Source organism: Streptomyces sp. NPDC090499 (genome assembly GCF_044769305.1).
Classification (GTDB): domain Bacteria; phylum Actinomycetota; class Actinomycetes; order Streptomycetales; family Streptomycetaceae; genus Streptomyces.
On record NZ_JBIVXP010000019.1, the window covers coordinates 64,148 to 82,672 of the forward strand.

Annotated in this window: 19 protein-coding genes and 1 pseudogene; 14 read left to right on the plus strand and 6 right to left on the minus strand. The window is 72.7% G+C overall.

Features of this window, described 5'->3' with window-relative positions:
* Nucleotides 1-76: 76 nt before the first annotated feature.
* From ACIQVL_RS41855 to ACIQVL_RS41870, 4 genes are all read left to right on the plus strand, one after another.
* A complete protein-coding gene (locus ACIQVL_RS41855; protein WP_403478095.1) occupies nt 77-946 on the plus strand; it encodes a Scr1 family TA system antitoxin-like transcriptional regulator in 870 nt (289 codons plus the stop codon).
* The gene (locus tag ACIQVL_RS41860; RefSeq protein ID WP_403478096.1) at nt 943-1,128 is read left to right on the plus strand and encodes a DUF397 domain-containing protein; all 186 of its coding nucleotides are present in this window, start codon (nt 943-945) and stop codon (nt 1,126-1,128) included. The genes ACIQVL_RS41855 and ACIQVL_RS41860 overlap by 4 nt, the downstream gene beginning before the upstream one ends.
* A gap of 177 nt (nt 1,129-1,305) precedes the next feature.
* Nucleotides 1,306-1,959, plus strand: a complete 654-nt coding sequence (locus tag ACIQVL_RS41865) for a hypothetical protein (protein WP_403478097.1) — start codon at nt 1,306-1,308, stop codon at nt 1,957-1,959.
* Nucleotides 1,960-2,019: 60 nt separating this feature from the next.
* Nucleotides 2,020-2,745: a YcnI family protein gene (locus ACIQVL_RS41870; RefSeq protein ID WP_403478098.1), complete on the plus strand. Its 726-nt coding sequence runs from the start codon at nt 2,020-2,022 to the stop codon at nt 2,743-2,745.
* Between the two features lie 243 nt (nt 2,746-2,988).
* Here ACIQVL_RS41870 and ACIQVL_RS41875 read toward each other — a convergent pair whose 3' ends face one another.
* Complete coding sequence (locus tag ACIQVL_RS41875; RefSeq protein ID WP_403478099.1) at nt 2,989-3,861, minus strand: CDP-alcohol phosphatidyltransferase family protein; 873 nt, start codon at nt 3,859-3,861, stop codon at nt 2,989-2,991.
* 121 nt (nt 3,862-3,982) lie between these two features.
* Here ACIQVL_RS41875 and ACIQVL_RS41880 point away from each other — a divergent pair, with 121 nt between their 5' ends.
* The 5 genes and pseudogenes from ACIQVL_RS41880 to ACIQVL_RS41900 form a co-directional block, all read left to right on the plus strand.
* Nucleotides 3,983-4,966 carry a dehydrogenase gene (locus tag ACIQVL_RS41880; protein ID WP_403440262.1) on the plus strand — a complete coding sequence of 328 codons (984 nt, stop codon included), beginning with the start codon at nt 3,983-3,985 and terminating at the stop codon, nt 4,964-4,966.
* 160 nt (nt 4,967-5,126) lie between these two features.
* Nucleotides 5,127-5,525: a 6-pyruvoyl trahydropterin synthase family protein gene (locus ACIQVL_RS41885; RefSeq protein WP_403440265.1), complete on the plus strand. Its 399-nt coding sequence runs from the start codon at nt 5,127-5,129 to the stop codon at nt 5,523-5,525.
* Nucleotides 5,526-5,530: 5 nt separating this feature from the next.
* Nucleotides 5,531-6,724 (plus strand): glycosyltransferase family 4 protein, encoded by a 1,194-nt coding sequence (locus ACIQVL_RS41890; RefSeq protein WP_403440548.1) that lies wholly within the window; start codon nt 5,531-5,533, stop codon nt 6,722-6,724.
* Entirely contained in the window at nt 6,721-7,740 is a 1,020-nt protein-coding gene (locus ACIQVL_RS41895) for a trans-aconitate methyltransferase (RefSeq protein WP_403478100.1), read from the plus strand. The genes ACIQVL_RS41890 and ACIQVL_RS41895 overlap by 4 nt, the downstream gene beginning before the upstream one ends.
* Nucleotides 7,737-8,618 (plus strand): annotated as a pseudogene (locus ACIQVL_RS41900) (YbhN family protein); the annotation flags it as partial. The gene ACIQVL_RS41895 and the pseudogene ACIQVL_RS41900, both read left to right, overlap by 4 nt.
* Before the next feature lie 98 nt (nt 8,619-8,716).
* On the opposite strand, the gene ACIQVL_RS41905 reads toward ACIQVL_RS41900, so the two are convergent.
* Nucleotides 8,717-9,478, minus strand: a complete 762-nt coding sequence (locus tag ACIQVL_RS41905) for a creatininase family protein (protein ID WP_403440271.1) — start codon at nt 9,476-9,478, stop codon at nt 8,717-8,719.
* A gap of 35 nt (nt 9,479-9,513) precedes the next feature.
* Here ACIQVL_RS41905 and ribA point away from each other — a divergent pair, with 35 nt between their 5' ends.
* Together ribA and ACIQVL_RS41915 are read left to right on the plus strand one after the other, a co-directional pair.
* On the plus strand, nt 9,514-10,173 hold the full coding sequence (gene ribA, locus ACIQVL_RS41910; RefSeq protein ID WP_403440272.1) for a GTP cyclohydrolase II: 660 nt from the start codon (nt 9,514-9,516) through the stop codon (nt 10,171-10,173).
* A gap of 55 nt (nt 10,174-10,228) precedes the next feature.
* Nucleotides 10,229-11,374 (plus strand): NAD(P)/FAD-dependent oxidoreductase, encoded by a 1,146-nt coding sequence (locus ACIQVL_RS41915; protein ID WP_403440275.1) that lies wholly within the window; start codon nt 10,229-10,231, stop codon nt 11,372-11,374.
* 28 nt (nt 11,375-11,402) lie between these two features.
* Here the strand turns inward: ACIQVL_RS41915 and ACIQVL_RS41920 are convergent, their stop codons facing one another.
* Entirely contained in the window at nt 11,403-12,626 is a 1,224-nt protein-coding gene (locus ACIQVL_RS41920) for a serine hydrolase domain-containing protein (RefSeq protein WP_403440277.1), read from the minus strand.
* Nucleotides 12,627-13,067: 441 nt separating this feature from the next.
* Between ACIQVL_RS41920 and ACIQVL_RS41925 the strand changes: the two genes are divergently transcribed.
* The 3 genes from ACIQVL_RS41925 (at nt 13,068) to ACIQVL_RS41935 (ending at nt 14,424) form a co-directional block, all read left to right on the plus strand.
* Nucleotides 13,068-13,493: a PPOX class F420-dependent oxidoreductase gene (locus ACIQVL_RS41925; protein WP_403440280.1), complete on the plus strand. Its 426-nt coding sequence runs from the start codon at nt 13,068-13,070 to the stop codon at nt 13,491-13,493.
* 101 nt (nt 13,494-13,594) lie between these two features.
* Nucleotides 13,595-14,005 carry a VOC family protein gene (locus tag ACIQVL_RS41930; protein ID WP_403440283.1) on the plus strand — a complete coding sequence of 137 codons (411 nt, stop codon included), beginning with the start codon at nt 13,595-13,597 and terminating at the stop codon, nt 14,003-14,005.
* Between the two features lie 77 nt (nt 14,006-14,082).
* Nucleotides 14,083-14,424 (plus strand): VOC family protein, encoded by a 342-nt coding sequence (locus ACIQVL_RS41935; protein WP_403440285.1) that lies wholly within the window; start codon nt 14,083-14,085, stop codon nt 14,422-14,424.
* Here the strand turns inward: ACIQVL_RS41935 and ACIQVL_RS41940 are convergent.
* The 3 genes from ACIQVL_RS41940 to ACIQVL_RS41950 form a co-directional block, all read right to left on the minus strand.
* On the minus strand, nt 14,321-15,535 hold the full coding sequence (locus ACIQVL_RS41940) for a glycosyltransferase (protein ID WP_403440288.1): 1,215 nt from the start codon (nt 15,533-15,535) through the stop codon (nt 14,321-14,323). The genes ACIQVL_RS41935 and ACIQVL_RS41940 overlap by 104 nt on opposite strands.
* Before the next feature lie 75 nt (nt 15,536-15,610).
* Complete coding sequence (locus ACIQVL_RS41945; RefSeq protein WP_403440291.1) at nt 15,611-16,933, minus strand: nucleotide sugar dehydrogenase; 1,323 nt, start codon at nt 16,931-16,933, stop codon at nt 15,611-15,613.
* Between the two features lie 102 nt (nt 16,934-17,035).
* A complete protein-coding gene (locus tag ACIQVL_RS41950; protein ID WP_403440293.1) occupies nt 17,036-18,511 on the minus strand; it encodes a glycosyltransferase family 4 protein in 1,476 nt (491 codons plus the stop codon).
* Between the last annotated feature and the right edge of the window lie 14 nt (nt 18,512-18,525).

Sequence of the window (18,525 nt, forward strand, 5' to 3'; positions counted from 1 at the left end):
TACGTGGATCTTGCCGTCACTCTGGGTGAGTTGAGCGTGGGGAGCGGAGCGCGCACGTGCCTGGAGGTGGCCGCGTATGACGAACGGTGTGGACGAGAGTGACGGCGACGACCTGACGGGCTGTGAGGTGGAGCGGGAGCCCGATCCCTCCGACAGCCTGCGGACCTTCGGGGCCGTCGTCCATGCCCTGCGGGAGCACGCCGGGTACAGCAGGTCCGAGTTCGCCGAACTGGTGCGGTACTCCAAGCACACGGTCGCGTCCGTGGAGCTGGGAAGGCGGATGCCGGACCGGGCGTTGGTGGAGCGGGCCGAGGAAGTGCTGGGCAACACCGGGGCGTTACGGAAGGCGGCCCAGTTCCTGACGCGGGGCGACAAGGGGTTGGCGGTCTGGTTCCGGCAGTGGGCCCGGCTGGAGCGGATCGCGGTCAGCCTCTGCACGTACGAGTGCCGGCTGGTGCCGGGGCTGCTGCAGTCGGACGGATACGCGCGGGCCGTGTTCGACGGCACCATTCCGGTGGTCACCGACGAGGGGCTGGAGAACCTGCTCGACGTGCGGATGAAGCGGCAGCGCATGCTGTTCGGGCGGCCGACGGTGCCGTTCAGCTTCATCGTCGAGGAGCACGTCTTCCTGCGGCGGTTCGGGGGCGCGGAGCTGATGCGCGAGATGTACGACCATGTGCTGGAGCGGGCCGCTCTGCGCAACGTGACGCTGCAGATCGTGCCGTTGGCGGCGGGGTTGCACGCGTGTCTGGACGGACCGGTTCGACTTCTTGAGACGCCGGAGGGGCGGCGCTTCGCGTATTCGGAAGGGCAGCAGAACGGGCGGCTGATCGGTGACGTGAAAGAGGTGAGCCTCCTCCAGCAGCGCTATGACACACTGCGCTCGCAGGCCCTCAACCCCAAAGAATCGCAGGGCTTGTTGGAGCGACTGCGAGGAGAACTATGAGCACGACGGAACTCGCCTGGTTCAAGTCCAGCCACAGCGGTAGCCAGGGAGACGACTGCATCGAGGTCGCTGTCACCGAGCGGGCCGTCTGCGTACGGGACTCCAAGGACGTGTCCCGACCGCACTTCGCCGTGTGCCGTGACGGTTGGACGGAGTTCGTGGCGTTCGCGGCCGAGGCCTGATCCTCGCGGTGCCCGTCAGAGCGTTCACGCGTTCGAGCGATGCATTCGCTGCGTCGGGGCGAAGATCGCGGACCGCGCTCACAGCAGACCACGGCCCACGCACGGGAAACACCCAGCCATGAGTGAACGGGGCGTCCGTGCCTCCCGTATCCACCCATCGTGGGAGGATCGCTCACCATGAGTGCGTCACCGGCGGTACGGAGCCTGCGTGCCGCGGTGTTCGCCGCGGTGTGCGTGCTGCTGGCTGCCGCCGGGCACGGGCTCGCCATGGGCGACATGCCGCCGCTGTGGGCCGACGCGGCCGGGTTCGTGGCCGTGTTCGTCCTGGGGCGGGCCCTCGCGGGGCGCGAGCGCGGGCTGCCGGAGATCGGCATCGGCATGCTGCTCACCCAGGCCGGTCTGCACTTCGGCTTCGGCGCGGCCCGCGCGCTCACTCCGGCCGCTTCCGCGCCCGCCGTGCCCATGGCCCACATGCGCATGCACGGTCAGGTTATGACCGGTATGGCGCATATGCCGGGGATGCGCGGTGTGGCGCAGCAGCACCCCCACATCCACGTCCTGACCGCGCACGCCACCCTCGCCCATGTCGTCGCCGCGCTCGTCGCCTCCTGGTGGCTGCGGCGCGGTGAGGCCGCGCTGTGGTCGCTGCTGAGGCGGACCGCCGCGCTCGTCCCCGGTCTGGCCGCCTGGTGGCACGACGCCCCGCTGCCCGCCCCGGCCGGCGGCCCCCGCCTGGCCCCGGCCGCCCCGATACGGCCCCGTCCGCTGCTCGCGCTGCGGCACGCGGTGAGCCGGCGCGGCCCACCGAACCCGATCCCGTACCCGGTCTAACACCCGCAAGAACCTCTAACAGACTTCACTCGTACGGAGATCGACTCACTCATGTCCGCCATGTCTGCAACCCGCCGCACCCTGCGCCGCGCCGCCACCGTCACCGCGCTGGCCTCCGCGTCGGTCCTGGCCGCCGCCGGTATCGCCGCCGCGCACGTCACCGTCCACCCCGAGAGCTACGCCAAGGGCGCCACCGACGGCGTGCTGACCTTCCGCGTGCCCAACGAGGAGGACACCGCCTCCACCACCAAGGTCCAGGTCTACCTGCCCACCGACCACCCGGTCCTGGGCGTCCTCGTCACCCCGCACGACGGCTGGACCGCGAAGGTGACCACCACCAAGCTCAAGACGCCCGTGAAGACCGACGACGGCACCATCACCGAGGCCGCCTCTGAGATCACCTGGACCGGCGGCAAGATCGGCGCCGACCAGTTCGAGGACTTCGACGTCGCCTTCGGCCAGCTGCCCGAGGACACCGACCAGCTGACCTTCAAGACCCTGCAGACCTACTCCGACGGCAAGGTCGTCCGCTGGATCGAGGAGGCGCAGAGCGGCGACGACGAGCCGGAGAACCCGGCGCCGACGCTCAAGCTGACCGCCGCGGGCGACGACTCCGCCGCGTCGGCCGCACCGGCCACGAAGAGCAGCGGCAAGGCGACCACCACGGCTGCCGACTCCAGCGACTCCACCGCCCGCGGCCTCGGCATCGCGGGCCTCATCGTCGGAGTGCTGGGCCTGGCGGCGGCCGCGTTCGCCGTCGTACGGACGCGGGGCGCGCGGTCGTAGGCCAACACCGGTGGGCCAACACCGGTGGGCCAACACTGGTGGGCCAACACTGGTGGGCCAACGCCTGTAGGTCAACACTCGCAGGCCTACGGGCGTTGGCAATCGCCCGTAGGTCAACGCCCGCAGGCCTACGGGTGTTGACCAGCGAGTGTTGGCCAACACCCGTAGGCCAACGGCCGTAGGCAAAACGAGGGGCCCGGACCATCCCCCGGTCCGGGCCCCTCGTGCTGCGTTGTCCCCGACTTACCGCACCGCGGCCAGCTCCCGTGCCCCGGATCCGGCCCCGGCTCCAGCGCCGACCTCGATCTCGATCTCGGCTCCGATCCCGGCCTCCAGCTCGGCTTCGAGGTCGGCCTCCGTCCCGGTCCCCGCCATCGTCGCCACGGTCCCGGCCGCCGCGGCCGGCCGCGCGTTGCGCCACAGCCACACCACGTCCCGGCCGAAGGACCACACCAGGGAGCCGAGCGCCAGCAGCACCACGCCCAGGTTGGCCAGGTACGGCAGCAGGTCCGCGCCGGCCAGCAACAGGCAGATGCCCTGCATCGCGGCGACCGTCTTGCGGGCCATGGAGTGCGGCAGCGGGGCGTTGAGCCAGGGCGCGAACTTCGCGGCCGCGACGAACGCGTAGCGCATCCCGCCGATCAGCAGGACCCAGGGCCCGAGCTGCGTGGACACGTACACGCTCAGCACCAGGATCAGGAACGCGTCGACCTCCATGTCGAAGCGGGCGCCCAGCGCGGTCGACGTACCGGTCTTGCGGGCCACCTTGCCGTCGACGCCGTCGAGGATCAGGGCCACGGCCGTCAGGCCGACCAGCAGGGTGACCGGCGGGGAGCTCTCGAAGGAGTCGGCGACCAGGGCGGTCACGCCGCCGACCAGGATCGCCCGGCCGAGGGTCACCCGGTTGGCGGGACCGAAGGAGCGCGGCCGGGTGCGGTGCAGGGCCCGGGAGAGCACCGCCCAGGTGGCTATCGCGAACGCGAGACCCGTCAGCCAGCCGGCCGGCCCCATGCCGATCGCCGTCCCGAGCAGGGCCAGCAACAGGACCTGTACGCCCGCTCCCACAGCGGTCTCCTGCTGGACCAGCCTGGCTTCGTAAGTGTTGTTCAGGGCCACCGCACGTCCTCCGGCCGAGTGACAGAGTCGATCAACGCCGCGTACTGTGCGCGGCCTGTGCACTTCTCGCTGTGCACAACTCCGTACGTGAACCACTTCCCGATCGTTCAGGAGGATTCCGATGAACTCCTCGGCCCGCGCGTTCTGGCTCCGCTCCCCGGGCCACGGAGAGCTGCGTGACGTCACCCTCGCGGAGCCCGGCGAGGGCGAGGTCCTCGTGCGTGCGCTGTACTCGGGGGTCAGCCGGGGCACGGAGACACTGGTGTTCCGGGGCGGGGTGCCGGAGAGCCAGCACGCCGTGATGCGGGCGCCGTTCCAGGAGGGCGACTTCCCCGGTCCGGTCAAGTACGGCTACCTCAGCGTCGGCGTGGTCGAGCAGGGCCCCGACGGGCTGCTCGGGCGTACGGTCTTCTGTCTGTATCCGCATCAGACGCACTACGTCGTCCCGGTGAGCGCGGTGACGGTGGTACCGGAGCGGGTACCCCCGGCACGTGCGGTACTCGCGGGCACGGTCGAGACCGCCGTGAACGCCCTCTGGGACGCGGCGCCGCTGCTCGGCGACCGGATCGCGGTCATCGGCGGCGGCATGGTCGGCTGCTCGGTCGCCGCCCTGCTCGCCCGCTTCCCCGGCGTACGGCTCCAGCTCGTGGACGCCGACCCGGCCCGTGCCAAGACCGCCGAGGCCCTCGGCGTGGACTTCGCGGCCCCCGAGGACGCCCTGGGAGAGTGCGACCTGGTCGTGCACGCCAGCGCCACCGAACAGGGCCTCGGCCGCGCGCTGGAACTCCTCGCGCCGGAGGGCACGGTCCTCGACCTGAGCTGGTACGGCGACCGGCGCATCGCCCTCCCGCTCGGCGAGGCCTTCCACTCCCGCCGGCTCACCGTGCGCAGCAGCCAGGTCGGCACCGTCTCCCCGGCCGCCCGCGCCGGCCGCACCTACGCCGACCGGCTCGCCCTGGCCCTGGACCTGCTGGCCGACCCGGCGCTGGACGCCCTCATCACCGGGGAGAGCGCGTTCGAGGAGCTGCCCGAGGTGCTCCCGAGGCTCGCCTCCGGGGAGCTTCCGGCCCTCTGCCACCGGGTCCGCTACGGCGACAACGGCTGACGGAACGTCCAATAACGTCCACTGCGGGCCCCCAAGAGGTCCTGACCTGAGAAAAGAGTGAGAGTGGACTGAACGCGGGGAAGCCAAGAGCCGTATTAAGGGCATCCCCCGGCAGGGATCCGCCGGGGGACCAGACGCGCCGCACCTGGAGGGTCGTCCGTTGTTCAGCATCACCGTCCGCGATCACATCATGATCGCCCACAGCTTCCGCGGCGAGGTGTTCGGGCCCGCGCAGCGACTGCACGGCGCCACGTTCCTGGTGGACGCCACCTTCCGCCGTGAGCAGCTGGACGACGACAACATCGTCGTCGACATCGGTCTTGCCACCCAGGAACTCGGCGCCGTGGTCAGCGAGCTGAACTACAGAAACCTGGACAACGAGCCCGACTTCGCCGGGATCAACACCTCCACGGAGTTCCTCGCGAAGGTCATCGCCGACCGGCTCGCCGAGCGCATCGAGAAAGGCGCGCTCGGCGAGGGCGCCCGGGGCCTCGGCGGGCTGACCGTCACCCTCCACGAGTCGCACGTCGCCTGGGCGAGTTACGAGCGTGCCCTGTGACCGACATGGCCATCGGCCGCCCGTCGGCCCTCACCTACGTGCCCGCGCAGCGCGCGGCCACCACCGACAGCAAGGCTACGGCGAGCATCGGGATCCTCCCCATGTCCCTGCGCAACGTGCACTTCGTCATGCCGGGCGGCGTCGACGACCCGGCCAGCCCCAGCGGCGGCAACGCCTACGACCGGCGGGTCTGCCTGGACCTGCCCGGCTTCGGCTGGCAGGTCACCAGGCACGCTGCGCCCGGCTCCTGGCCGCGCCCCGACACCGCCGCCCGCGACGCCCTCGCCCGCACCCTGCGGGAGCTGCCCGACGGCACCGTCGTCCTCCTCGACGGCCTGGTGGCCTGCGGGGTCCCGGAGATCGTCGTACCGGAGACCGAGCGGCTGCGGCTCGCCGTCCTCGTACACCTCCCGCTCGGCGCCGAGACCGGCCTCGACCCGGCCGTCGCCGCCGACCTGGACGCCCGCGAGCGGACGGTGCTGCGCGCCGTACCGGCCGTGATCGCGACCAGCGACTGGGCGGTACGACGGCTGGTCTCGCACCACGGCCTGGCACCCGAACGGGTGCACGTGGCCGCGCCGGGCGCCGACATCGCCCCGCTGGCCGGCGGCACCGACGGCGTCTCGCACCTGCTGTGCGTCGCCGCCGTCACCCCGCGCAAGGGCCAGCACCGGCTCGTCGAGGCGCTCGCGACCGTCCGGGACCTGCCCTGGACCTGCACCTGCGTCGGCGGTCTCGACACGGCTCCCGAGTACGTCGCCCACCTGCGGTCGCTGATCGCGGAGCATGGGCTGACGGACCGCCTGCACCTCGCGGGCCCGCGCGCCGGCGCCGACCTGGACGCCAGTTACGCGGCCGCCGACCTGATGGTCCTCACCTCGTACGCCGAGACCTACGGCATGGCCGTCACCGAGGCCCTCGCCCGCGGCATCCCGGTGCTCGCCACCGACGTCGGCGGCCTGCCGGAAGCGGTCGGCCGCGCCCCCGACGGCGGGGTGCCCGGCATCCTCGTGCCGCCGGAGGACCCCGCCGCGCTCGCCGTCGAACTGCGCGGCTGGTTCGGCGAGGCGGACGTACGCCGCCGCCTCAAGGCCGCCGCGCGCGGCCGGCGGGCGGCGCTCGACGGCTGGGCGGCCACCGCCCGCAGCCTCGCCGGAGTCCTGCTGCGGCTCCCTGACGAACCCCGGAGGGCGGCATGACCAGCGAGACCACGACCACTGCTCCGGTCGGCGCGATACCCGCGCAGCCGGGACCGACGGATGTTACGGATGCGGGTGTGGGACGAGAACGCGAACAGACGCCCTCCGAGGTGATACCCGGGGCCGGTCCCGTCGTCCGTCCGGGCGAACGGGCCACCGTACGGCTGCGCGAGACCGGGCCCGAGGAGCCGCCGCGATACGCCCCCGAGTGGCTGGAGCTGCGGGAGAGCGCGGACGCCGCCGCCCGCGCGCACGACCTGCTGGACCCGCTGCGGATCCGGCTGGCCAACATGCCGGGCAAGGCGGGGACCGTCGTGCACGACCTGGGCTGCGGCACCGGATCGATGGGCCGCTGGCTCGCGCCCCGCCTCGACGGCCCCCAGCACTGGATCCTGCACGACCGCGACCCCTACCTGCTGCACTTCGCCGCCGTCGCCTCGCCCCGCGCCGCCGCCGACGGCAGCCGGGTCACCGTCGAGACCAGGCGCGGCGACGTCGCCCGGCTCACCCCCGACGCGCTGATCGGCGCCTCCCTGGTGACCGCGTCCGCGCTCCTGGACGTCCTCACCCGGGAGGAGGTCGACATCCTCGCCGAGGCCTGCACCGGGGCCGGCTGCCCCGCGCTGCTCACCCTCTCGGTCGCCGGACGGGTCGAACTGAGCCCCGCCCACCCGCTGGACGCGGAACTCACCGAGGCGTTCAACGCGCACCAGCGGCGCGGCGGCCTGCTCGGCCCGGACTCCGTCACCGCCGCCTGCGAGGCGTTCTCCGACCGGGGCGCCACCGTGAAGGTGCACCCCAGCGCGTGGCGGCTCGGCCCCGACGAGAAGGCGCTCACCGAGCAGTGGCTGCGCGGCTGGGTCGGCGCGGCCGTCGAGGAGCGCCCCGAACTGGCCGAACGGGCCGACGCCTACCTGGCCGAGCGGCTCGCCGCCAACGCGGCCGGTGAACTGCGGGTCGTCGTGCACCACAGTGACCTGCTCGCGCTCGCCCGGCCGACCGGAGGCACCTCATGAGCACTCCCACCCTGGTCCGGGAGACCGCGCCCGTCGCTCCGCTCGCCGTGCCCCGGCGCCTCAACCTCCGCGCCCTCCGCACCCACCTGGGCACCGTCGCCGGAGCCGCCATCATCGCCGTGCTGCTGTGGCGGCTCGGCACCGGCGTCTTCCTCGACGGGCTGCGCCGCATCGACACCCCGACGCTGGTCGCGGGTCTGGTGATCGGCGCGGTCACGACCGTACTGAGCGCCTGGCGCTGGCAGCTGGTGGCCCGCAGCCTCGGCCTCCGGCTGCCGCTCGGGCCCGCCGTCGGCGACTACTACCGGGCGCTGTTCCTGAACGCGGCCCTGCCCGGCGGAGTCCTCGGCGACGTGCACCGCGCGGTCCGGCACGGGCAGAGCGAGGGCGACATCGGACGCGGGGTCCGCGCCGTCGTCCTCGAACGCACCGCGGGACAGATCGCGTTGACGGTGTTCGGCGCGGGCGCACTGCTGATCCTGCCCTCGCCGGTCCGCGCCGAGGTGCGCAGCTTCGCCCCGCTGGCGGCGGCCGGGCTGGCCGGCGCGTGCGCCATCGTGGTCGCCCTGCGCATGAACAAGGCCCCGGGCAAGCGCGCCGGCGCCCTGCGCGCCACCCTCGGCGAGGCCCGCCGCGCGCTGCTGTCGCGGCGCAACGCACCGGGCGTCGCCCTCTCCTCGGCGGTCATCCTCGCCGGGCACGTCGGGATGTTCGTGGTGGCCGCCCGGGTCGCCGGCTCGGCCGCCTCCGTGGCGGTGCTCGTCCCGATCTCCGTCCTCGCCCTGGTCGCCATGGGCCTGCCGCTGAACGTCGGCGGCTGGGGCCCCCGGGAGGGCGTCACCGCCTGGGCGTTCGCCGCGGCCGGCCTCGGCGCGGACAGCGGGCTCGCCACCGCCGTCGTCTACGGCGTCCTCAGCTTCGTGGCGGCCCTGCCGGGCCTGGTGGTCCTGGTCGTCCGCTGGTACGCCGGGCTGCGCTACTCCCGCCCGGCGGCGAGCAGTTCGAAAACCGCGCCGAAGGAATCCGCGAGGCTCGACAGGAGTTCCTTCCCCTTTTCCGCCGACCCCAGGGAGGGGCGGCCGACGACGCCCGACTCGGTATAGGCGGACATTCCCAGGGTGAGGAGATGACGACGGTCGTCAGCGGTGAAATCGGCAGACTCGTATCCAGGGCGGACCAATTCGGGATGAGCGTGCAGCAGAATGGAGGTCTCGATTTCTCCGGCATGCATGTCGGAGAGCGCCGAGGTCTCCACCCCGGCCCGCTCCAGGGCCGCCTCCCAGTCCTCCGCGGCCGGGTACAGCGCCAGCCGCTCGCCCCGCGCGGACGCCTCCTGCACGACGTTGCCGAGCACGTAGTTGCCGCCGTGGCCGTTGACCACGACCAGTGCCTCGACGCCCGAGCGGCGCAGCGAGTCCGCGATGTCGTTCACCACCGCGTGCAGCGTCACCGCGGAGATGCTGACGGTCCCCGGCCAAGCGGCGTGCTCGTGCGAGCAGGAGACCGTCACCGGAGGGAGGAGGTGCACCGGGTATGCGGCGGCGATCTCCCGCGCGACGGCACAGGCGACGAGGGTGTCCGTCGCGAGCGGGAGGTAGGGGCCGTGCTGTTCGAAGCTCCCCACGGGAAGGACGGCGACCTGTGTTGAAACGCCCGCCCCCCTGGTCCGTACCTCTTCCGTAGTGTCCGCCGGCAACAACCCGTATGCCGCCGTACGCGCGCCCGAACCATTCGTCATTTCACGGCCTTTCGTCTCCTCTTAGGAATCAGATCATGACAGAGAACATCGGCGTACTCGGCAAGAAGTCCCCACGGCGTTCGGGCGTGGAACGCGTCGTGAATGCACCGCTGCCCACCGTGTACGGGAAATTCCAGGCGATCGGCTACCTGGACCACGACCGCGGCGACGAGCAAGTCGCCCTGGTCTACGGGGACATCGACAGCGACCGGGTGCTGACCCGGCTGCACTCAGAGTGCCTGACCGGCGACGCGTTCGGCTCCCAGCACTGCGAGTGCGGTGACCAGCTGGCCGCCGCGCTGCGCGCGGTCGTCACCGAAGGCAGCGGCATCGTCGTCTACCTGCGCGGACATGAGGGCCGCGGCATCGGCCTGCTCGGCAAGCTGCGCGCGATGGCGCTGCAGGCGGAGGGCCTGGACACGGTCGAGGCCAACCTCGCGCTCGGACTGCCCGTCGACGCCCGCGACTACGGGGTCGCCGCCGGCATCCTGAGCGACCTCGGGGTGCGTTCGGTACGCCTGATGTCCAACAACCCGCGCAAGCGCGAGTCGTTGGAACAGCACGGCATCGACGTTGCTGAAACGGTCCCGCTGCTGATCGAGCCGTGCGAGAACAACATCACCTACCTCCGGACGAAGCGCGAGCGTCTCGACCACGTGCTGCCCCACCTGGACGCGGTGGCGCACTGGTCCTGAGGTACCGGGCGGTCCCCCGGGGAAGGATCGGGGGAGACCGACAGGAGGTACACGCGTGAATCTTCGGGCCCAGGTCGTGATCATCGGCGGCGGGGTGATGGGGACCAGCATCGCCTGCCATCTCGCGAGGGCGGGCGTCCGCGACGTCGTCCTCGTCGAACGCGACGAACTCGCCGCCGGATCCACCTCGAAGGCAGCGGGCGGAGTGCGCGCCCAGTTCTCCGACGAGCTCAACATCCAGCTGGGCGCGCGCAGCCTGGAGGCCTTCGCCCGCTTCGGCGAGGAGACCGGGTACGACATCGGGCTGCACCGCGTCGGCTACCTGTTCCTCCTCTCCACCCCCGAGGAGGTCGCCTCCTTCGAGGCGGGCGTCCGGCTGCAGAACCACCTCGGCGTGCCCAGCCGGATGCTCACCCCGAAAGAGGCGGCCCGGCTCTCCCCGCTGATCACCACCGACGGACTGCTGGCCGCCGCCTACTCCCCGGACGACGGCCACTGCACCCCCGAGTCCGTCGTGCACGGCTACGCGGCCGCCGCCCGCGCCCACGGCGCCCGCGTCCTGCGCCACACCGAGGTCACCGGCATCGAACGGGACGGCGGGTACCTCACCGCCGTGCACACCACCCTCGGCCGGATCGCCACCGACACGGTGATCTGCGCGGCCGGCGCCTGGTCGCGGGCGGTCGGCGCGATGGCGGGCGTCGACTTACCGGTGCAGCCGCTGCGCCGCCAGATCGCGGTCACCGAGCCGGTCCCGGGACTGCCGCCGACGCTCCCCATGACCATCGACTTCACCACCAGCCTGTACTTCCACGCCGAGGGCCCGGGACTGCTGCTCGGCATGTCCGACCCCGACGAACGGCCGGGCTTCGCCACCGACACCCACGACCGCTGGATCCCGCGCCTGTACGCGGCGATGGAACGCCGGGCCCCGGCCCTGCTCGACCTGCGCCGCACCGGCGGCTGGGCGGGCCTGTACGAGAACACCCCCGACCACAACGCCCTGATCGGCGAGGCGCCCTCGGTCTCCCGGTTCCTGTACGCCACCGGGTTCTCCGGCCACGGCTTCCTGCAGGCACCCGCCGTCGGCGAGGTGGTCCGCGACCTCTACCTGGGCCGCGCGCCCTTCCTGGACGTCGGCCCGCTCGGCGCCGGCCGGTTCGCGGCCGACGCTCCGCGCCCGGAGGCCAACCTGGTCTGATGCCTGGGTCCGCGAGGCCCGACGGCGCTCAGTCCTGGATCGCCTCGTGGACCAGCCGGCGCAGGTCCGGGAAGATCTTCAGGCTCTTCGGCCGGACCTGCGTGTGGAACTGGACGGTCAGGTCGTGGGCGGGGTCGACCCAGAACGCGGTGGTGGCCGCGCCGGTCCAGCCGTAGGCGCCGCGGCTGCTCGGGGAGAGGGTGCGGTCCGGGTCGATCACCACGGAGACGCCGAGACCGAAGCCGAGCCCGTCGTTGCCCGGTTCCTGGTGGACCGGGGCGCCGTGGGCCCGCAGATCGGCCCCGCCGGGCAGGTGGTTGGCGGCGAGCAGCCCGACCGAGGCGGGGGACAGCAGCCGGACGCCGTCCAGTTCGCCGCCCCGGCGCAGCATCTCCATGAACCGGTGGTAGTCGTACGCCGTCGCCGCGAGGCCGCCGCTGCCGGACAGGAAGCGGGGGCGGCCGCGCAACGGCAGGCCCGGGATCGCCTCGATGCCGCCGCCCTCGGTCTCGCCGTACAACTCCGAGAGCCGGTCGGCCTGTTCGGGCACGATGTGCAGGCCCGCGTCCGGCATGCCGAGCGGACGGAAGATCCGTTCCGCGAAGAACTCGTCGAGCCGCTGTCCGGAGGCCACCTCGACGACCCGGCTGAGCACGTTGAAGCCGACGGAGTAGTTCCACTGGGTGCCCGGCTCGAACTGGAGCGGCATCCGGGCGTACACCGCCATCGCCTCGGCGAGGTCCGCGCCCGACGGCACCGAGAACTCCAGGCCCGCCTCGCGGTAGCAGGCGTCCACGGGGTGCGTGTGGTAGAAGGCGAAGGTCAACCCGGCGGTGTGGGTGAGCAGATGACGGATCCGGATCGGCCCGTCGGCCGGCCGGGTCACCATGTCGTCGCCCGCACCCGAGACATGCACCCGCGGGGCGGCGAACTCCGGCACGAAACGGTCGACCGGGTCGTCCAGCGACAGCAGCCCGTCCTCCGCCAGCAGCAGCACGGCGACCGCGGTGACCGGCTTGGTCATGGAGTAGATCCGCCAGATGGTGTCCGGTTCGACCGGCAGTCCGGCCGCGAGGTCGCGGTGGCCCTGGGCGGTGAGGTGGGCGACCCGGCCGCCGCGCGCCACGGCCACCAGGTAACCGGGCAGCCGCCCTTCGTCGACGTAGTGGGCGAAGTGCTGGTCGAGGCGGTCCAGCGCCTTCACGTCCAGCCCCACCTCACCGGGGTCGACTTCCTGTCGCAGCTGTGCCATCGCTCTCCTCGGGTCGTGTCGTCCGCGGTGCGGTCCGACCTCGGACCTCATCGTCGCGCAGGAACAGGGGAACGGTCCCGCTCATCCGCGTGTGGTGTGACGGACGCTATAGAAGAGGCACCGGGAAGCGGACGCGCCACCGCCACCGTTTCCGAGCCGAAACCTGCGCCTGCCGGCCCGAACCCGGCGTACGGCGCGGCCACGGCCGGGGGCCCGCGCCGAACGGCAGGTCATGATGGTTCATCAGTTCCTACCTGCCCGCGATGTCCCGCCCCGACTCCGGGCACGACCGGGGCGGCGCGGCGACTTGTGCGCCCGGCGCGCCGTATCGTGGCCCGGCGGCCTCGGCGAGGCCCCGGCGTGCGACGGCCGGGACACGTTCGGGAACGGCGCGCAGGCGGTGACGGGAATGCACGACGGACGCGGAGAGGTTCCCCCGACATGACCCAGGACGCTCTTCTGAAGCTGCTCGCCGAAGGACACGACGGGGTGCTGATCACCCTCAAGAGCGACGGACGCCCCCAGCTGTCCAACGTCAACCACGCCTACTACCCCGACGAGCGGACCGTGCGCGTGTCGGTCACCGACGGCCGGGCCAAGACCCGCAACCTGCGCCGCGACCCCCGTGCCTCGTACCACGTCACCAGCCCGGACCGGTGGGCCTACACCGTCGCCGAGGGCACCGCGGAGCTGTCGCCGGTGGCCGAGGACCCCTACGACGCGACCGTCGAGGAGCTGATCCGCCTCTACCGAGACGTCCGCGGCGAGCACCCCGACTGGGACGACTACCGCGCCGCGATGGTCCGCGACAGGCGGCTGGTGCTGCGGCTGCGGGTGGCGCGGGCGTACGGCGTGCCGCGCGCCTGACGGGCCTAGGACCTGTGACGCAGGGCGATCGGCCGATGGCCGCGCGAGCGGCGGACACCTAGGCTGCCGAAGAGGGAACGGCAGCTCAGGAAGAGGTCACGATGCCCGTCAACGGCCGTAGTCACATCCGGATCGCCCGGCCCTCCCGGGACCTGGCGGCAGCCGAGCGGTTCTGGGTGCGGGGGCTCGGGCTCGGTGTGGTGTGGCGGGCCGAGGGCGGTCCCGAACCCGGCGAGCACGACCTCCTGATGATGGGCTGGCCGGACGCGGACTGGCATCTGGAACTGGTGCACGAGCCCGCCGGGCCGGTGGCGCCCCGGCCTACCGAGGAGGACCTGCTGGTGATCTACGTCGACGGGCCGGTGCCGGAGGACCTGGTGGCCCGGCTGGAGGAGCACGGCGGCAAGCGGGTGCCCTCGCCGAACCCGTACTGGGAGCGGTGGGGGGTCACCGTAGAGGACCCGGACGGATACCGGCTGGTGCTCTGCGAGCGGGGCTGGTCCAACACGTAGCGCGTGGCGGGGGCGGCTGGTCCGACGCGTGGCGGCGGGTCCTTGCCGCCCGGCCCTCCCGGGGCTAGCCTCCGCGCGTGATCAATGGGGCGCATGTGGTGATCTACACGCGGGACGCCGAGGCGGACCGGGCCTTCCTGCGGGACGTGCTGGAGTGGCCGCACGTCGACGTCGGGCACGGCTGGCTGGTCTTCCGGCTGCCGCCGGCCGAGGTGGCCTGCCATCCGGCCGACGGCGAACCGTCGCACGAACTGATGCTGATGTGCGACGACCTGGACGAGACGGTCGCGGAACTCACCGCCAAGGGCGTCGAGTTCAGCCGACCCGTCCAGGTCGCGGCCTGGGGCCGGGTGACGGGCCTCCGGTTGCCGGGCGGAGGCGAGGTCGCCTTGTACGAGCCGCGTCACCCGCGCGCCTAGGACCGCTCTCCTCCCGCACCCAGGCCTCCAGCCACTGCGTGAACTCGGCCGCCTTGTCCGGCCAGTTGAAGTGGGTGAGGGCCGCCTCGCGGCCACGCTGGGCCGCGGTGTGACGCAGGACCGCGTCGGCGCTCAGCCTGCGGATCGCCTCCGCCGCCGCCCGCGGATCCTCGTACGGGACGACGATCCCGCAGCCGTGCCGCTCCACCATGTCCGCGGCCAGCGGGGTGGGCGTGGTGATGACGGGCACCCCGTGGGCCATGTACTCGACGACCTTGGTGGGCCGGGAATGGCGGTAGTTGGGCTGGTCGTGCAGGAGCGAAAGGCCGGCCAGGGCGCCCGGGAACAGGGCGAGCGCGCGGTCGTTGGGCAGGAAGCCGTGCCAGCGCAGGACGCCGTCCCGGTCGGCGGCCGTGAGCGCGTCCCGGACGTCGGGGTCGGCCGCGCCGGCCACCTCGACGCGCGGGCCGGGGCCCAGCAGCCGGGCCGTCGCTATCAGGTCCAGTGCGCCGCGCGCCCGTGACAGGTGGCCGACGTAGACGACCCGTTCGGTGCCCGGCGGCTCCGGTGCCTCGACCGGGGCGGTGGTGAAGTTCGGCACCACCGGGTGGGTGCGGCGGAACCGTTCCTGGTAGGCGTCCTCGGCGAGCAGCAGCCGCAGATGGCGCTCCGCCAGCCGTTCGGCCGCGCGGACGCCGAGCCGCAGCGGTGGCCGCAGCGGTCCGGGCACCCAGCGCTTCATGGCGAGCGCGGCGGCGGTGTCCTCGTGGACGTCCCAGACGACCACCGGACCGGTCCCGGACCGCCGCCAGCGGCGCAGGGTGCCGGGGAGGGCCAGCAGCAGCTCCGGGTCGTGGAGCAGGATCAGGTCCGCCTCGTGGCCGCGCCGGGCCAGCAGGTTCCGGGCCGCGCCGACGGCCGCGCGGCGGCTGCGGCCCGCGGCCCGGGGCAGGTCGATGCCTTCGAGGTCCGGGCGGGGCCGTACCTCGCGGGCCGAGAACGGCGCCGCGTAGACGACATGGTGTCCGCGGTCCCGCAACGCAGTGATCTGCCGGTGCAGGATGCGCGCGTCCTCGGGGTGGTGGACGACGGTGACGACGAGTATCCGCATCTGAGCGCCTTTCGACTCCGCGGCCCGGAGTCCTTCGACTCCGAGCCACGGAAGGGGAGTTGCTCCACAGGTCGGCTACAGCACCTCGACACCGGGCCGGAAGATCCGCCCCCGGGTGTCGAAGAGCAGGCGGGCCTCGTCGCCGAGGGCCGGGAGGTCGTACGCGGAGTGGTCCTGGAGCAGGATCGTCAGGTCGTGCGAGCGCACCGCGGCCATGACGTCGGTGACCCGCGGCACGGCCTCCCCGTCCACGAACCAGGCCGGTACGAACGGGTCGTGGAAGGCGATCTCGGCCTCCCGCTCCCGCAGCAGCCGGGCCACCGGCACCGCCGGCGCCTCGCGCTGGTCGGCGACGTCCGGCTTGTAGGTGACGCCGAGGAGCAGCACCCGGGAGCCGTGCAGCGCGAGGCCCTCGTGGTTGAGCAGGTCCTGGGCGCGCCGGACGACGTACTCCGGCATGTGCGCGTTGATCTCCCGGGCGAGTTCCACGAACCGGAACTCGTAGCCGATCGAACGCACCTTGTAGGACAGGTAGTTGGGGTCGATCGGGATGCAGTGCCCGCCCACCCCGGCGCTCGGCCGGAAGGGCTGGAAACCGAACGGCTTGGTGCCCGCGCAGCGGATCGCGTCCCACACGTCGACGTGCAACTCACGGCAGAGGATGGCCAGTTCGTTGACCAGCGCGATGTTGACGTGCCGGTAGGTGTTCTCCAGGAGCTTGGCCATCTCGGCCTCGCGGGTGCCCTTCGCCTGCACCACCGTGTCGACGAGCTTGCCGTAGAAGGCGGCGGCCTTCGCCGCGCACGCCGGGGTGCAGCCGCCGACCACCTTGGGTGTCTGGCGCAGCCCGTGGGTGGTGTTGCCGGGGTCGATGCGCTCCGGGGAGAAGGCCAGCGCGAAGTCGTCGCCGGCCCGCAGCCCGGACTCCTCCAGGAGCGGTCTGACGATCTCCTCGGTGGTGCCCGGATAGGTGGTCGACTCCAGGACGACCAGCCGTCCGCGGCGCAGCCGGCCCGCCACCGCCCGCGCGGCGGAGGTCACCGCGCTCAGATCGGGGCCGCCGTCCTCGCTGAGCGGGGTCGGCACGCAGATCACCACGGTCTGCGCCCGGGCCAGGCACTTGTCGTCGGTGTACGCGGTGAACCCGGCCGCCCGCATCCGGGCGACGTCCTCGTCGGAGACGTCGTCCACATGGGAGTGCCCGGCGTTGAGGCCCTCCACGACCCGTGGGTCGAGGTCGAGCCCGGCCACTCTCAGGCCGACCAGCGACGCCTCCCGCGCGAGCGGGAGCCCGACGTAGCCGAGCCCGATGACGGCCAGTTCGAAACTGTCGGTCTGTTCCTCGTCCCCGAGCGATGCGCTCGATTCCCCGAGCGGTACGGCCTTTTCGACCTGCATAGGGATTCACTCCGCCCTCGACGGCAGCATCGGCAGACGCCGGATGGAGACGCCGTATGGATCCGAAGGGCCCGGACGGTGAGTGGTGCCGGGCGCGGGGTCTCAGACACATCCAAGAGCGCGGTACGCCTCTCGGGTCGTGGCAGCGACCCTTTTCCAGGTGCGTTCACGCGCCACCAGCGCGTGGGCGGATGCTCCCCATTCATGCCGCCTTTTTCGACTGTAGAGCAATACTTCGAGAGCTTCTGCCCAAGCCTGCGGAGATTCAGGAGGGATTAGCCGTCCGTTCACTTCGTCTTTCACCAGTTCTCGTAGGGCTGTGAGATCACTGGCCGCCACGGGGATACCGCTCGCCATCGCTTCGACCGGCTTGAGTGGGGTGACCAGATGGCAGACCCGTTCGTCGGTGCGCGGCACCGCGAAGACGTCCAGAACCGCGTGGTAGGCGCGCACTTGGCGGTGCGGCACGCGGCCGGTGAACAGGGCGGCACCGTCGCCGAGACCGAGCCGTCCGGCGAGCGCCTCGAGCCTGCCGCGCTCGGGCCCGTCGCCGACGATCAGCAGCCGCAGCGGGACCCCCCGGCGGCGCAGTTCGGCACCCGCATGGAGCAATGTGCCGATTCCCTCGTGTGGAGTAAGGCTGCTCACGGTGCCCACCACGAAGTCGTCCGCCGCGATGCCGAGCCGGGCGCGCAGTCCCGCCCCGTCCGGCGGCGGGGCGAGGAAGGCGTCGTCCACCGCGTTGGGCACGATCAGGACCCGCTCCCCGGGCACCCCGCGGGCCACGATCTCGGCCTTCATCGCCGCGCCCAGCGTCAGCACCAGATCGGCCCCGCGCATGCAGTACGTCTCCAGGGCGCGCCGGGCCCGGTACGACGGGTCGTCCGCACTGCGGCCGGGCGCCTGGGTCAGCCAGGTCTCCTCCAGGAAACCCCGCACCTCGTACACCACCGGCAGCCCGTAGGTCTCGCGCAGGGCCAGCGCCACCCGCCCGTTGCCGTGGTCGGTGGCCGCGTGCAGCACGGCGGGCCGCAGCCGCTCCACCAGACGTCCGGCCAGCTCGGCGTTGCGGGCCAGCACCGCCCCCTGGCCGTACGGCAGCCCGTACGGCAGCAGCCGGTGCTGCGGCACCCCGTTCACGATCTGCAGCGGACGGGCGTCCAGGACGCCCTGCGCCACCGGGAACCCGATCCGGGTCACCACGTGCGGATCGAGCCCGGCGGCCCGCTGGGCCTCGGCGAGCGCCTGGGTGCGCACGGTGTAGCCGGCGTGCCTGAACGGCAGCCCGTTGGTGACCAGATGCAGCACCCGGCCCGGCTCGGGCCGCACCGCCCGCCCGGCGGGCGCCGCGACCCGGGCGGCGGACGGGACGGCGGTGGGCCCGGCCGAACGGGCCCGGCCGGCCAGCCGCCGCTCGACGGGTCCCAGCCCGCGCCGCACCCGCCCCGGCAGCAGCCGTACCGAGAGCAGCGCGGCCCGGACGGGGTCGTGCCGCAACTCGCCCCAGGCGACGGATGCGGCCAAGCTGAGTGCACGGGGGATACGACGCGGCTGGTGCCGGGACGGACGTCGGGCCATGTCGCCAAGGTAGG